The organism is Nocardiopsis changdeensis (assembly GCF_018316655.1).
Taxonomy (GTDB): Bacteria; Actinomycetota; Actinomycetes; order Streptosporangiales; family Streptosporangiaceae; genus Nocardiopsis; species Nocardiopsis changdeensis.
The window spans coordinates 5,959,821-5,974,083 of record NZ_CP074133.1; the positions used below are offsets into that span (position 1 = coordinate 5,959,821).

The window sequence follows — 14,263 nt, forward strand, 5'->3', positions numbered from 1 at the left end:
TGGTCGGGCGCGGCTACAGGTCGGCCAGGTCGGCGGGCGAGGACAGGGTTCCGCGCACCGCGGTGGCGGCGGCGACCTGCGGCGACACCAGGTGGGTGCGGCCGCCCTTGCCCTGGCGCCCCTCGAAGTTGCGGTTGGAGGTGGAGGCGCTGCGCTCGCCGGGCTTGAGCTGGTCGGGGTTCATGCCCAGGCACATGGAGCAGCCGGCCTCGCGCCACTCGGCCCCGGCCTCCTCGAAGACCGCGCCCAGGCCCTCGGCGTTGGCCTGCTCCTTGACCCGCATGGAGCCGGGGACGACCAGCATCCGGACGCCCTCGGCGACCTTGCGGCCCCTGATGATCTCGGCGGCGGTGCGCAGGTCCTCGATGCGGCCGTTGGTGCACGAGCCCAGGAAGACGGTGTCCACCCGCACCTCGCGCATCGGGGTCCCGGCCTCCAGGCCCATGTAGGCCAGGGCCTTCTCGGCGGCGGCGCGCTCGGAGGGGTCGTCGTAGGAGGCGGGGTCGGGCACCGCGGCGTCCAGCGGGACGCCCTGGCCCGGGTTGGTGCCCCAGGTGACGAACGGGCTGAGCTCGTCGGCGTCCAGCACCACCTCGGCGTCGAAGACCGCGCCCTCGTCGGTGCGCAGGGTCTTCCAGTGCTCGACGGCGGCCTCGAAGTCGGCGCCCTGCGGGGCGTGCGGGCGGCCCTCGATGTAGTCGAACGTGGTCTGGTCGGGCGCGATCATCCCGGCCCGGGCGCCCGCCTCGATGGACATGTTGCACACGGTCATGCGGGCCTCCATCGAGAGGGCCTCGATGGCCTCGCCCCGGTACTCCAGGACGTAGCCCTGGCCGCCGCCGGTGCCGATCTTGGCGATGACCGCCAGGATGATGTCCTTGGCGGACACGCCCGGCCTGAGCTTCCCGTTGACCGTGACGGCCATGGTCTTGAACGGGGCCATGGGCAGGGTCTGGGTGGCCAGCACGTGCTCGACCTGGCTGGTGCCGATGCCGAAGGCCAGCGCGCCGAACGCGCCATGGGTGCTGGTGTGGCTGTCGCCGCAGACGATGGTCATGCCGGGCTGGGTCAGGCCGAGCTGGGGGCCGACCACGTGCACGACGCCCTGCTCGATGTCGCCCATGGGGTGCAGGCGGACGCCGAAGTCGGAGCAGTTCTTGCGCAGCGTCTCGACCTGCTTGCGGGAGACCGGGTCCGCGATGGGGGCCAGCAGGTCCATGGTGGGGACGTTGTGGTCCTCGGTCGCGATGGTCAGGTCCGGGCGGCGCACCGAGCGGCCCGCCAGCCGCAGGCCCTCGAAGGCCTGGGGGCTGGTCACCTCGTGGACGAGGTGGAGGTCGATGTAGAGCAGGTCCGGCTCGCCCTCGGCACGCCGGACGACGTGCTCCTCCCAGACCTTCTCGGCCATCGTGCGTGCCATGGGCGATCGCCTCTCTCGTTCGTTCCGTGCGCGGACTCTGACTTGCATTCCATATTTCGAGACGGCAATATCAAGTCATGGACAACTCTAGCTCATCCAGCGGCGTCGGAGTACTCGACAAGACGATGTCCGTCCTGGACGCCCTGGAATCCGGACCGGCCTCCCTGGCCCAGCTGGTCCAGATCACCGGCCTGGCCCGGCCCACGGCCCACCGGCTGGCGGTCGCCCTGGAGCGGCACCGCATGGTCTCCCGGGACAGCCAGGGGCGCTTCGTGCTGGGCCCGCGCCTGGGTGAGCTGTCGATCGCCACCGGGGAGGACCGCCTGCTGGCCGTGGCCGCGCCGGTCCTGGTGCAGCTGCGCGACCTCACCGGGGAGAGCGCCCAGCTCTACCGCCGCCAGGGCGACGTGCGCGTGTGCGTGGCCGCCTCCGAGCGCACCAGCGGCCTGCGCGACACCGTGCCGGTCGGCAGCGAGCTGCCCATGAACGCCGGCTCCGCGGCGCAGGTGCTGCTGGCCTGGGAGGACCCGGACCGCATCCGCCGCTCCCTGGTGGGCGCCCGCTTCACCGCGGCCAGCCTGGCCCAGGTCCGCCGCCGCCGCTGGGCCCAGAGCGTGGCCGAGCGCGAGCAGGGCGTCGCCTCGGTGTCGGCGCCGGTGTCCGGGCCGGGCGGGCGCGTGATCGCCGCGGTCTCGGTGTCGGGCCCGATCGAGCGCCTGACCCGCTCGCCGGGGCGCATCCACTCCCAGGCGATCCTGTCCGCCGCCGAGAAGATCAGCGAGTCCCTGCACAGCGTCGAGGCCCACTGACCCGCACCCCGCCACACTTCCCCGCGGCCGCACGCCCCACGGCCGCCACAGCGCGCACGACCCCGTCCGGCCACCGCCGGCGGGGTCTTCCGCGTCCGGGCCCGGGGCCGCCCGTGGACGCTTACTGACGGGTTGTCTAACATGACGCGAAGTCTCACACGAGCACGTCCGGGACCCCGCCCCCCGAGGAGAGCCGAGTGCACCAGTACGTCACCGCCCCCGACGGCCAGCGACTGGCCGTCCGCGCCACCGGCCCCGCCGACCGCCCCGTCCTACTGCTCGTCCACGGCTACCCCGACAACTCCTCGGTGTGGGACGCCCTGGTCGAGGAACTGGCCGGGGAGTACCGGATCGCCGCCTACGACGTGCGCGGCGCCGGGCGCTCCACCGCCCCCGACACCCGCGCCGGCTACCGCCTGGACCGGCTGGCCGCGGACGTCGCCGCCGTCGCCGACGCCGTCGGCGCGGGCCGGCCGGTCCACCTGGTCGGCCACGACTGGGGGTCCATCCAGAGCTGGCACGCCGTCACCGAGCCCCGGTACGCGGACCGGTTCGCCTCCTACACCTCGATCTCCGGACCGGACCTGGACCACGCCGGGCACTGGTTCCGATCGGCCCCCGACGGCCTGCGCGCCGTCCTGCGCCAGGCCGTGCGCTCCGGCTACATCGGGTTCTTCCACACCCCGCTGGTCCCGGAGCTGTTCTGGCTGACCGGGCTGGGCGGGGCGGCGCTGGCCGGGCTGGAGCGGGCCGACGGCGGGCCGGTGCGCCCCGCCCGCCGCGCCACCCGCGACTACGTCAACGGCCTGGCGCTGTACCGGGCCAACATGGCCCCCCGGCTCACCCGCCCGGCCGAGCGCCGCACCGCGGTCCCGGTCCAGGTGCTGGCGCCCACCCGCGACGCGTTCATGGTCGGCCCGCTCCAGTCCAACGCCGGCCGCTGGGTCGACGACCTGCGCTTCCACCGCTTCCACGGCGGCCACTGGTCGCTGCGCTCGCGCCCGGCGGCGATCGCCGGCCGGCTGCGCTCCTTCGTCGCGGAGGTGGAGTCCGGAGCGCCCCGGCCCCGCCGGTCCCCCGGGTCCGCCCGCCGCCACGGCGGCGCCTTCGCCGGACAGCTCGCGGTGGTCACCGGGGCGGGCGGCGGCGTCGGCCGGGCCCTGAGCCTGGAACTGGCCGAACGCGGCGCCCGGGTGGTCGCCGTGGACGCCGACGGCCCCGCCGCCGAGCGCACCGCCGAACTGTGCGCCCGGCTCACCCCCGGCGCCGTCCCCCGGCGGGTGGACGTCGCCGACGCCTCGGCCGTCCACGGGCTCGCCGCCCGGCTGCGCGAGGAGTCCGGGGTGCCGGACCTGGTCGTCAACAACGCCGGGACCGTGCCCGCCGGGCCCCTGCTCCGCATCCCGGACGCCGACCTGGAACGCCTGGTCGACGCCGGCCTGCGGGGCGTGGTCCACGGCTGCCGCGCCTTCGGCCCGGTGATGGCCGGGGCCGGGGGCGGCGGCCTCATCGTCAACACCCTCTCCGCCGCCGGCCCGGCCCCGCGCGCGCACGGGGCGTACCCGGCCTCCAGGGCCGCCGTACTGGCGCTCAGCCGCTCCCTGCGCCGCGAACTGGCCGCCTCCGGCGTCGGCGTCACCGCGGTCCTCCCCGGCCCCGTGGGCGCCGGGGCCGCCGCCCGCCCGTACCGCCGCCGCGGCCTCACCCCGGAGGAGGCGGCCCGCCGCATCGCCGACGCCGTCGCGGACGCCCCGGAGTGCCGGTGACCGCCGCGGCCGCCGGTGTCGGTGGTCGCCGGTAGGTTCGGGAGAAGGGATAGAGGAACTTTCGGGAGGTCGTCACCACGGTGGTGTCCCACAGGACCGACCGTCACCGGGCGCGGGTGGCGGGTTCGGAGCCCACGGCGGACCGGCCGGGGCCGGGGCGGCGGCCCCGCCGCATGGCGCCGCACGAACGCCGGGAGGACCTGATCCGGACGGCGCTGGGCGTCTTCGCGCTGCGCCCACCCGGAGAGGTCACCCCGGAGGACATCGCCGAGGCCGCGGACGTGTCCCGCGCGCTGGTGTACCGCTACTTCCCGAACATGGCGCGATTGCGCCGCGAGGCCCTGGAACAGGCCATGTCCGAGCTGCTGGAACGGCTGGTGCCGCCCGCGGGCCTGCCGCCGCGGGAGCAGCTGCGGGGCTCCCTGGTCCGGTTCGTCGAGTTCGCCGACTCCTACTCCCCCGCCTACGTCGCGCTGCTGCGCGGCGGCTCGGTGATCGCCACCGAGGAGACCGAGGCGGAGATCGACCGGGTGCGCACGGGGGTGCTGGAGCTCCTCCTGGACCGCGTCGGCCCGCGACCGCCCTCCCCGCCGGTGCTGATGGCGCTGCGCTGCTGGATCTCGGTGGTGGAGACCGCGGTGATGCTGTGGCTCCGGGAGCGCGGGCGGACCGCGGAGGAGCTGGCCGACTGGCTGCTGGACCAGCTGGTCGCGATGGTGCTGGCCGCCGGGGCGCCGGAGGAGGGGCTGAGCGCCCTGACCTCCCGGGGCTGACCCCGGGAGGCCGGGCCTCCGGGAACGACGAAGGCCCCGCCCTGGTGGGCGGGGCCTTCGTGCTGGTACCCCCGAGCGGATTCGAACCGCCGTTACCGCCTTGAGAGGGCGGCGTCCTAGGCCACTAGACGACGGGGGCCTGAACTGCTGGTGCAGTGGTCGGCGTGACCACCGACCCTACGATACCCGGTCGAACCGGACACCGGTGACGAACACCGGCCAGAAAGAAGCCCCTCACGATGGTGGGAGGCGCTCCCTGTGGTACCCCCGAGCGGATTCGAACCGCCGTTACCGCCTTGAGAGGGCGGCGTCCTAGGCCACTAGACGACGGGGGCGCGTGCCGGGCCCTTCGGACCCGATAGCCCGAGCTCTCACTCGGACCGCGCTGGGGTACCAGGACTCGAACCTAGACTAACTGAACCAGAATCAGTCGTGCTGCCGATTACACCATACCCCAGTGCTCTGGGAGGACCCGGTCCGCTTTTCCGCTTTCCCTGTCCCCCTCGGCGACGTGGATAACTCTAGCGGAACTTCAGAGTGCTCGCGAACCGAAAACGGGGTGGGGGGTCCGTGACCCCGACCACCCCGTTGGGCGCCCCTCTGAGCAGCGGATCCTCTGCTCCGGTGAACGCTAGGACTGCTCGGCGGGTCCCTGGGCGCGCAGCTTCTCCAGGGCCGCGCCCAGCCGCGCCAGGACGCGCTCGCGGCCCAGCAGCTCCAGGGACTCGAACAGCGGCAGGCCGACCGTGCGGCCGGTCACCGCGACGCGCACGGGCGCCTGGGCCTTGCCGAGCTTGAGGCCCAGGCCGGCGCCGGTCTCCTCGGTGGCGGTCTTGAGCGCCTCGGCGTTCCACTCCAGGGACGGGTCGGCGAAGCGCTCCAGGGAGGCGGCGAGCATCTCCTCGCCCACACCCGGCTTCATCGCCTTGGCCCAGCTCTTCTCGTCCTCTACCGGCTCGGCGAGGAACAGGAAGTCGACGTTGGGCACGATCTCCGACAGCACCGCGACCCGGCTCTGGGCCAGCGGCGCGACCGCCCGGAACACCTCCGGGTCGAAGTCGGCGGCCGCCCACGGGGTGTCCTCGCCGGTCACCCAGGGGGCGCAGCGCTCGACGAACTCGTCCACGCCCAGCGCCCGGATGTACTCGCCGTTGAAGGCGCGCAGCTTCTTCTCGTCGAAGAACGCGCTGGAGCTGTTGACGTCCTCGATGCGGAACAGCGGCACCATCTCCGACCACGGCATGATCTCGCGGTCGTCGCCCGGCCCCCAGCCCAGCAGCATCAGGTAGTTGACCATCGCCTCCGCCAGGTAGCCCTCCTCCTGGTAGGACTCCAGGGCGACCTTGTCGCGGCGCTTGGACAGCTTCTTGCGCTGCTCGTTGACGATGACGGGCAGGTGCGCCCACACCGGCGGGGTGTGGCCCAGCGCCTCCCACAGCAGCTGCTGCTTGGGGGTGTTGGACAGGTGCTCCTCGCCGCGGACGACCTGGGTGATGCCCATCTCGACGTCGTCGACCACGTTGGCCAGCACGAACAGCGGGGAGCCGTCGGCCCGGGCGATCACGAAGTCCTCGATGGCCGAGTGGGCGAACTCCACCCGGCCGCGGATCCGGTCGTCCACGACCGTGGGACCGCCGTCGGGCACGCGGAACCGCAGCGCCCGGCCGGGGCCGGCCTCCAGGCCGCGGTCGCGGCAGAAGCCGTCGTAGCCCAGGTTGGGGTTGTCGCGGCGGGCCTCCAGCTGCTCGCGGGTGCAGTCGCAGTAGTAGGCGCGGCCGTTCTTGTACAGTTCCTGCGCCGCCTCGCGGTGCTTGTCGGCGTAGGCGGACTGGAAGTAGGGCCCCTCGAAGTGGGGGTCGTCCTCCCCGATGCCCAGCCAGGCCAGGGCCCTGATGATGCCCTCGGTCCATTCCGGGCGGTTGCGCGCGGCGTCGGTGTCCTCGATGCGCAGCACCATGCGCCCCTCGGGCTGCTGCTGTGCCAGAGCCCAGTTGAAGAGCGCGGAGCGGGCGCCGCCGACGTGGAACATGCCCGTAGGGGACGGGGCGAAGCGGGTACGAATCGAAGTCTCGGTCACGCCTTCCAGGGTAGGGCCGAACGGACCGCGCGGGCCCCGCCCGGCCGTTCCCGGCGTGCTCAGGAGGGTTCGGGGAGCGGCCGGGGGTAGGGCCCGCCCACCCCGTAGGCCTCGGAGAGGGCGTCGGCGAAGGCCGCCGCGATCTTGATCTCGCCCCGCGCGTTGGGGTGGGTGCCGTCGTAGGTGTCGGCCTTCACGTCCCACTCCTCGCGCTCGGCGATGTCGACGCTGATCACCGGGGAGCGCTCGGTGGACAGCTCCCCGGCCAGGTCCCGGATGAGGACGTTGTAGGAGTACGTGCGCAGCGCGAACCCGGGGTCGTTGTCGGCGTAGGCGATGGGCAGCGCCTCGGCCAGGACGATCCTCACGTCGGGGTTGCCCTCGCGGGCGCCCTCGATGTACCGGCGCAGCCGCTGCTCCATCTCCTCCATCCCGATCGGCCACAACAGGTCGTTGACGCCGATGAGGGTGCACAGCACGTCCGGCTCGTAGCGGCGCACCTCCTCCTCGATGCTGGCGGAGGCGTCGCGCAGGGTGCGGCCCCACACGGCGTTGTGGTCCTGGTCGAAGTCGGGGTCGCGGTACTCGCCGGTGCCGGCGTCCCCGTCGGCGCCCGGCCAGCCGTGGCCGGCGGGCTCCGTGGGGCTCCCGGAGTCCTCGGGCTCCGCCCCGGCGGCCCCGTCGGCGCGCCGCTCGTCGGCGGGCCCGTCCGCGGTGGGCCCGTCGGAGGGCGAGTCCCCGTCGGAGGGCCGGGCCTCGTCGGTGGGCACCGGGATGATCATGTCGGTGGTGGCCGGGTCGGTGTAGGGGCCGACGAAGTCGAGCCCCTCCACGGCGGGCTCCAGGTGGTTCCACAGGTGGTAGCGCCACGTCCGGTCGCCGTTGGCGCCCTGGGTCATGGAGTCTCCGGAGAGCATGACGCGCAGTGATCCGCTCATGGGTGTTCCAGCCTCCGCTCGGGGGTCGGTTCCGCGGTCGTCGGTGCGTGTCACCCACAGGTAGCCGCCGCCGGCGACCAGGGCCAGCGCGACGAGACCGGCCAGGACCAGGGTGCCGGTGCGTCGGGACGGGAGGATGGCCACTTCGGAGCCCTTCCGGTGAGGCGTCGGGCGGCGGCCGGGGCCGCCGCCCGGGGACGGTGCGGCCCGGCCGGGTCGCGGCCGGGCCGGAGGCCTTCAGTCCCGGGCGACGACCCGGTTGCTGATCGTGCCCAGCCGCTCCACCGTCACCGAGACCTCCTGGCCGACCCGCACCGGGCCGACGCCGGCGGGTGTGCCGGTGAGGAGGACGTCGCCGGGGAGCAGCGTCATGAATGAGGTGACGTAGGAGATCATGCCCGGGATGTCGTGGATGAACTGTGATGTTCGTCCACTCTGCCGGACCTCGCCGTCCACGGTGGTGGTGACCGCCAGGTCCTGCGCCTCGTCGATGCTCAGCCCGGTGGTGATCCACGGGCCGATCGGGCAGAAGGAGTCGAACCCCTTGGCCCGGGTCCACTGCTTGTCCTTCTGCTGCAGGTCGCGGGCGGTGACGTCGTTGGCGACGGTGTACCCGAAGATGACGTCGGCGGCCCGCTCCCGGGGCACCTCGCGGCAGGGCCGGGAGATGACGATGGCCAGCTCGCCCTCGAAGTCGACCCGCTCGGAGACCGCCGGGTGGAAGATCGGGTCCGTGGGCCCGGCCACTGCTGTGGACGGCTTGAGGAAGACCACGGGCTCCTCCGTGGTCTCGCCCGTGATGTCCTGCATCTCCGCGACGTGGTCGGCGTAGTTCTTGCCGATGCAGACCACCTTGGTGGGCAGGACCGGCGACAACAGGCGGACGTCGGCGAGCTTGGCCCTCTCCCCGGTCAGCTTGATGTCGCCGAGCAGCGGGTGCCCGTTGAGCCTGGCGACGTACTCGTCGCCGCTGTCGGTATCGGTCTCCACGAGGCCGAACCCGACCTCGTCACCGGCCGCGAACCGTGCGATGCGCACTGCTTGTCCTCCCAGATCGACACGTTTGCGCTTGCAGGTTATCCGCGCCCGCCCCCGACGGCACGACGGCGGTGCCGCACCTCCGGCTTGGCCCTCCCCACGGCCGCGGTCATGGCATGCTGGGGTCCGTCGTCCGTTACTGAGAGGTGCCCCGTGCCCACGTCCGCTCCGTCCCCGCGGGGCCGTCGCCGCCGGCCCCGCCGGTACTCGGCGGGTCTCGCCCTCGGCCTGTGCCTGGTCTCGGGCGCCTCCGCCGTGCTGATGGTCAGCGTGCCGCCGCCGTTGCAGGACTCGGGCACCCCCGCGGGCTCCTCCGGGCCGGTGGGCGACGGGGCGCCCGGCGCGGCCGGGACCCCGCCGGAGGCCAGTGCCGACGGGCGGTCCGAGGAGGCGGCCGCCCCGGCGTCCCCCTCCCCCTCTCCCTCCGAGGAGGAGAAGGAGGAGGACGAGCCGGTGCTGCTGCGCTCGGTCGTGGAGGAGGTCGACACCGCCGACGGCGAGTTCTCCGTGATGGAGGGCGAGGGCGACGTCATGGGCGAGGGGCCGGTGACGACGTTCGCGGTGGAGGTCGAGAAGGGCCTGCCCGGCGAGGCCGAGGACTTCGCCGAGGCCGTCGAGCTGATCCTGGGCGACCCGCGCAGCTGGGGCGACGACGGGAAGCGGTCGATGCAGCGGGTGGACGGCGACGACGCCGACATCCGGGTGCTGCTGGCCGCCCCCGACACCGTCGACCGCCTGTGCGCGCCGCTGCGCACCAACGGGTACGTCTCCTGCGCCAACGGCAACCGGGCCATCATCAACCAGAACCGCTGGGTGGCCGGGGTCCCGCACTTCGACGGCGACCTGGAGACCTACCGGATCTACCTGATCAACCACGAGGTGGGCCACACCCTGGGCCACGGCCACGTGTTCTGCCCGGGGGAGGGCGAGACCGCCCCGGTGATGCAGCAGCAGACGCTGGACCTCCAGGGCTGCGAGGCCAACGGCTGGGTGTACCCGGACAACGACCCGCCCGGGGACGACTGACCCCGGTCCCGAACAGAGAGGCCGCACCCGTGAACGTTCCCTTCCCGCTGAGCAGGAGGGCGGTCCTGGGCGCGGCCGCGGGCGCGGCCACCGGCGCCGTCGCCGCCTGCTCGGGCCCCGGCCAGGGCACCGGGGCCCCGGCCTCCCCCGCCCCCGAGAGCGCTCCGGCGCCCTCGCCGGAGGAGTCCTTGGCCACCGTCGAGGAGGTGCCGGTCGGCGGCGGCGTCGTCCTGCCCGGGGCCGCCGTGGTCCTGACCCAGCCGGAGGAGGGCGAGTTCCGGGCGTTCTCCACCACCTGCACCCACGAGGGCTGCCCGGTGGACGAGGTGGTCGGCGACGAGATCGTGTGCCCGTGCCACGGCAGCCGGTTCTCCATCGCCGACGGCTCCCGGACGGACGGCCCGGCGTCCGAGCCCCTGGAGGAGTACCCGGTGACCGTCACCGGGGAGGGCGGCCTGGTCGTCGGCTGACCGCGAACCGCGGCGGGCGCCGGGGGATCCCACCGCCGACACCGACCGGTACGAAGGGCCGCCGATGACGTCTTCCGCAGCACGCTCCTGGGCCGAGGCGCAGGCCGGGGGGTTCGCCCTCTCCCCCGCCGCCGCCGACCTGCTCGAGGAGCTGTACACCCCGTCCCTGCCCGCGGCCGCGGCGGAGTTCGACCGCGAGGTGGCCGCCCTGCCCGCGGACCACCTGCCGACCTGGGGGCTCACCAGCCGCCGTCCCGGCACGGGGGCGGACCTGCTGCTGGACGGCCTGGACCACGACACGCTCCGCCGTGTCCTGGTGTGGTCGCTGGCGACCATGCCGCCGTACGCGGGGCCGGGGGAGGCGGCACCGGCCCGCACCGAGGAGGAGGTCCGGCGGCACCGGCGGATCCAGCGCCACTTCTCCCGCTCCGCGCTGGACTGGGACGGCGCCACCCTCCCGCTGCTGCTGCGCACCTGCGCCCTGGGGCCGCGGCCCTCCGACCTGGCGGTGAACGCCTGCGCGAAGGCGCCGCGCCACGTCCTGGCCGCCTCCGCCGACACCGTCCGCGCGGTGGCCGCCCACCTGGAGGAGTGGCTGGTGTCCGTCCCGGCCGAGGACCGGGACCGGGAGCAGGCCCACCACCGGCTGCTGGGGGCCCTGCTGGAGCTGGGCGAGGCCCCCGCCTCCCTCGACGGGCTCTGCTACGCCGGGGACCGGTTCTTCGACCGGCTGCGCGCCGCGCGCCCGGACCTGCTCACCGCGCCGGGGCTGCCCGCCCTGCTCGTGCACTCCCTCCAGCCCTTCCACGGGGACACCTGGCGGCAGGGCCTGCCCGACCTGCTCGCCGGGTTCACCGACCTCGACGGGGCGCTGCGCGGGTTCCTGGAGGTGGCGCTGGACCTGCCCGACCTGCCCGAACCCGTCCCCGCCCTCACCGCGCGGGACCGCCTCGACCACCGCCTGCCGGGGCACGTCCGCCACCGCGGGGAGCAGTACATCGGCGTGCACGCCGGCCACCTGCTGCGGGGGATGTCCGAGCTGTTGCCCCTACTGGACCCGGTCCCGCGGTGGGCACCGGACCTGCTGCGCCGCCTGGTGCTGCACCTGGGCGTCCCCGCGGCCGGGCGCGGCCCCCGGGCGCTGGACAGGGCCCGCTCCTTCCTCCTCGCGTTCAACCGGCTGCCCGGTCCGGAGTCGCTGGCGGCCCTGGTGGAGATCCGCTCCGAGCTCCGGGACCGGACGGCGGTGGGGTACGCCGACGCCACGCTGAGGACGGTGGCCGACCGCATGGGCCTGTCCGCCGCCGAGGCCGCGGAGCGCACCGTCCCCGCGCACGGGCTCGGCCCCGACGGGACCCGCACCGAGCGGGTCGGCGGCCACAGCGTGACGGTCGCCGTGACGGAGGGGGGCGTGGCCCTGCGGTACACCGGACCCGACGGGAGGACCGGCTCCCGGGCGCCCCGGGAGCTGGCCGCGGAGCACCCCGAGGCACTCAAGGAGGCCAAGGACCGGGCGGCGCGCGTCCGCAGGACCTTCAAGGCCGAGCAGGAGCGCCTCGGCGCCCTCGGGGACCACGCCCCGGCGCTGGGCGTCTGGGTCTCCTCCTACCTGGAGCACCCGGTGACCGGGCCGGTCGCCCGCGGCCTGGCCTGGGCGGTGGACCCCGACGGCCGGCCCGGCACCCCCGAACGCGACGGCGGCCACTGGCTGCTGCGCGCCGACGACGGCGGGGTGCTCCTGCGCACCGCCGACGCCCCGCCCGCGACCCGCGTGCGCCGCGCCCCCTGACCCGCTCCGGGCCGGAGGACGCCCGGGCCGGGCACGGCATCCACCACGAACCGGCCGGTCCGGACACCGACGCATGCCGGAAAGGCCACCCCGGCCGCGGGCCGGGCCGGAGGCCGCACCCGGGCACGGCGTCCACCGGCCCCGAAGGGCGGCGGGCGCGGTCGGGGGACCCGGCGGAACGGGGCGGGCCCCTCGTCCGGGGTCATCCGGTCGGGGGCCCGTGCCGCGGCGGGCGACCCGTCACACGTCGCGTTCGCGCGGGTACCCCTGGCGCAGCAGGCCGTAGTTGAAGGCCTGCTCCAGGGCCACCCAGGAGGCGTCCACGACGTTGGGGCCCACGCCCACGGTCGTCCACTCCCCCGCGCCGTCGCTGAACGTGACGAGCGTGCGGGTGATGGCGTTGGTGCCCGAGCTGCCCTCCAGGATGCGGACCTTGTAGTCCACCAGCTCCAGCCCGGCCAGCGCCGTGTACACGCCCTCCATGGAGGAGCGCAGCGCCCGGTCCAGCGCGTTGACCGGGCCGTTGCCCTCGGCGGTGGCGATGACCCGCTCGCCCTTGACCGTCAGCTTGACGGTGGCCTCGGTCAGGCTCTCGTACGCGCCGAACAGCGGTGCCCCGTCCCGGGGGCGGCGTTCGGTGATGACCCGCCACGACTCCGTCTCGAAGTAGCGGACCGGCTCGCCCATCTCCTCCCGCAGCAGCAGCTCCAGGGAGGCGTCGGCCGCCTCGAAGCTGTACCCCGACAGCTCCAGGCCCTTGACCCGCTCCACGACCCGGCCCGACAGGGCGCGGTCGCCGGCCAGGTCCAGGCCCAGCTCCTGGGCCTTGAGCTCGATGGACGCGCGCCCGGCCATGTCGGAGACGAGCATGCGCATGGTGTTGCCGACCAGCGCCGGGTCGGTGTGCTGGTACAGGTCGGGGTCGACCTTGATCGCGGAGGCGTGCAGCCCGGCCTTGTGCGCGAACGCCGACACCCCCACGTAGGGGCGGTGCGTGTCCGGGGCCAGGTTGACGATCTCGGCGACGGCGTGCGACACCCGGGTCATCTCCTCCAGGCAGCCCTGGGGGAGCACGTCCATGCCGCGCTTGAGGGTGAGCGCCCCCACCACGGCGAACAGGTCGGCGTTGCCCACCCGCTCCCCGTAGCCGTTGGCGGTGCACTGCACGTGGGTGGCGCCGGCGTCCACGGCGGCCAGGGTGTTGGCCACGGCGCACCCGGTGTCGTCCTGGGCGTGCATGCCCAGCCGGGCGCCGGTGGCCTCGCGCACCTCGGTGACGGTGCGGAAGACGTCGTCGGGGAGCATGCCCCCGTTGGTGTCGCACAGGATCACGACGTCGGCGCCGGCCCCGGCCGCGGTGCGTACGACGTCGAGGGCGTAGGACGGGTCGTGCCGGTACCCGTCGAAGAAGTGCTCACAGTCCACGAACACGCGCTGGCCGTGTTCGCGCAGGTAGGACACCGTGTCGGCGATCATGGCGAGGTTCTCGTCGAGGGTCGTGCGCAGTGCGCGCTCGACGTGCCGGTCGTCACTCTTGGCGACAAGGGTGACGACCGGCGCGCCGCTGTCGCGCAGCGCGGCCACCATGGGGTCGTCGGCGGCCCTCACACCGGCCCGGCGGGTCGCGCCGAACGCGGTGAGTTGCGCGTGCTTCAGCGAGAGCTCTTGTGAAGCCCGCTGGAAGAATTCGGTGTCCTTGGGGTTCGCCCCCGGCCACCCTCCCTCGATGAACCCCACCCCGAAGTCGTCCAGCAGCGCGGCGATGGCCAGCTTGTCGGAGACCCGGAGATTGATCCCCTCGCGCTGGGCCCCGTCGCGCAGCGTGGTGTCGAAAACGTGGAAACCGTCGTTCCTCATGGGTGGAACTCCCGAAGGTGGATGCTGTGGAGGACCGACCCGGACCCGGCCAACAAAAAAGACCCCCCATGGACATGAGAGGTCTGCGCGCCGGCCAGGTCCGTTGTCAGCCGGCGCGCCTCACGATGATGATCACCTGAGACGGCATGCGGCCAGTGTGCCACAGGACGACGTCCGTGACCCCGCCCGCGGACCGATTGTCCCAACATGTGGGACAGTGATTTCTCCCACTGGACGAACCGGGCGGGGCCGGGCCGGACGCCGCGGGCCGCCGGGGAGACCCCGGCGGCCCGCGTTCGG

The 14,263-nt window shown here is 74.2% G+C and carries 11 protein-coding genes and 3 tRNA genes; 6 read left to right on the forward strand and 8 right to left on the reverse strand.

Annotation, left to right across the window (positions count from 1 at the left end):
- Positions 1-13: 13 nt before the first annotated feature.
- A complete protein-coding gene (gene leuC, locus KGD84_RS26830) occupies positions 14-1,420 on the reverse strand; it encodes a 3-isopropylmalate dehydratase large subunit (protein ID WP_220563125.1) in 1,407 nt (468 codons plus the stop codon).
- Positions 1,421-1,545: 125 nt separating this feature from the next.
- On the opposite strand from leuC, the gene KGD84_RS26835 reads away from it, so the two are divergent.
- The 3 genes from KGD84_RS26835 to KGD84_RS26845 all read left to right on the forward strand — a co-directional run bounded on the left by KGD84_RS26835 (position 1,546) and on the right by KGD84_RS26845 (position 4,768).
- Complete coding sequence (locus KGD84_RS26835; RefSeq protein WP_277615513.1) at positions 1,546-2,229, forward strand: IclR family transcriptional regulator; 684 nt, start codon at positions 1,546-1,548, stop codon at positions 2,227-2,229.
- Positions 2,230-2,426: 197 nt separating this feature from the next.
- On the forward strand, positions 2,427-3,995 hold the full coding sequence (locus tag KGD84_RS26840; protein ID WP_220563127.1) for an SDR family oxidoreductase: 1,569 nt from the start codon (positions 2,427-2,429) through the stop codon (positions 3,993-3,995).
- Between the two features lie 173 nt (positions 3,996-4,168).
- A complete protein-coding gene (locus tag KGD84_RS26845) occupies positions 4,169-4,768 on the forward strand; it encodes a TetR/AcrR family transcriptional regulator (protein WP_220563128.1) in 600 nt (199 codons plus the stop codon).
- Positions 4,769-4,831: 63 nt separating this feature from the next.
- Here the strand turns inward: KGD84_RS26845 and KGD84_RS26850 are convergent.
- The 6 genes from KGD84_RS26850 to KGD84_RS26875 form a co-directional block, all read right to left on the reverse strand.
- Positions 4,832-4,907 (reverse strand) — tRNA-Glu (locus KGD84_RS26850).
- A gap of 120 nt (positions 4,908-5,027) precedes the next feature.
- Positions 5,028-5,103 (reverse strand) — tRNA-Glu (locus KGD84_RS26855).
- A 50-nt stretch (positions 5,104-5,153) separates the two neighbouring features.
- Positions 5,154-5,225: transfer RNA gene (locus KGD84_RS26860), tRNA-Gln, on the reverse strand.
- A gap of 174 nt (positions 5,226-5,399) precedes the next feature.
- Complete coding sequence (gltX, locus tag KGD84_RS26865; RefSeq protein ID WP_220563129.1) at positions 5,400-6,845, reverse strand: glutamate--tRNA ligase; 1,446 nt, start codon at positions 6,843-6,845, stop codon at positions 5,400-5,402.
- Positions 6,846-6,904: 59 nt separating this feature from the next.
- Entirely contained in the window at positions 6,905-7,927 is a 1,023-nt protein-coding gene (locus KGD84_RS26870; protein ID WP_255646832.1) for a GDSL-type esterase/lipase family protein, read from the reverse strand.
- Positions 7,928-8,020: 93 nt separating this feature from the next.
- Positions 8,021-8,821, reverse strand: a complete 801-nt coding sequence (locus KGD84_RS26875) for a fumarylacetoacetate hydrolase family protein (RefSeq protein ID WP_220563130.1) — start codon at positions 8,819-8,821, stop codon at positions 8,021-8,023.
- Between the two features lie 261 nt (positions 8,822-9,082).
- On the opposite strand from KGD84_RS26875, the gene KGD84_RS26880 reads away from it, so the two are divergent.
- The 3 genes from KGD84_RS26880 (at position 9,083) to KGD84_RS26890 (ending at position 12,106) form a co-directional block, all read left to right on the forward strand.
- On the forward strand, positions 9,083-9,847 hold the full coding sequence (locus KGD84_RS26880; protein WP_255647111.1) for a DUF3152 domain-containing protein: 765 nt from the start codon (positions 9,083-9,085) through the stop codon (positions 9,845-9,847).
- Positions 9,848-9,876: 29 nt separating this feature from the next.
- Complete coding sequence (locus tag KGD84_RS26885; protein WP_255646833.1) at positions 9,877-10,317, forward strand: Rieske (2Fe-2S) protein; 441 nt, start codon at positions 9,877-9,879, stop codon at positions 10,315-10,317.
- Positions 10,318-10,381: 64 nt separating this feature from the next.
- On the forward strand, positions 10,382-12,106 hold the full coding sequence (locus tag KGD84_RS26890; RefSeq protein ID WP_220563131.1) for a DUF4132 domain-containing protein: 1,725 nt from the start codon (positions 10,382-10,384) through the stop codon (positions 12,104-12,106).
- A gap of 240 nt (positions 12,107-12,346) precedes the next feature.
- Here KGD84_RS26890 and cimA read toward each other — a convergent pair whose 3' ends face one another.
- The gene (gene cimA, locus KGD84_RS26895; protein ID WP_220563132.1) at positions 12,347-13,963 is read right to left on the reverse strand and encodes a citramalate synthase; all 1,617 of its coding nucleotides are present in this window, start codon (positions 13,961-13,963) and stop codon (positions 12,347-12,349) included.
- Positions 13,964-14,263 lie beyond the last annotated feature (300 nt).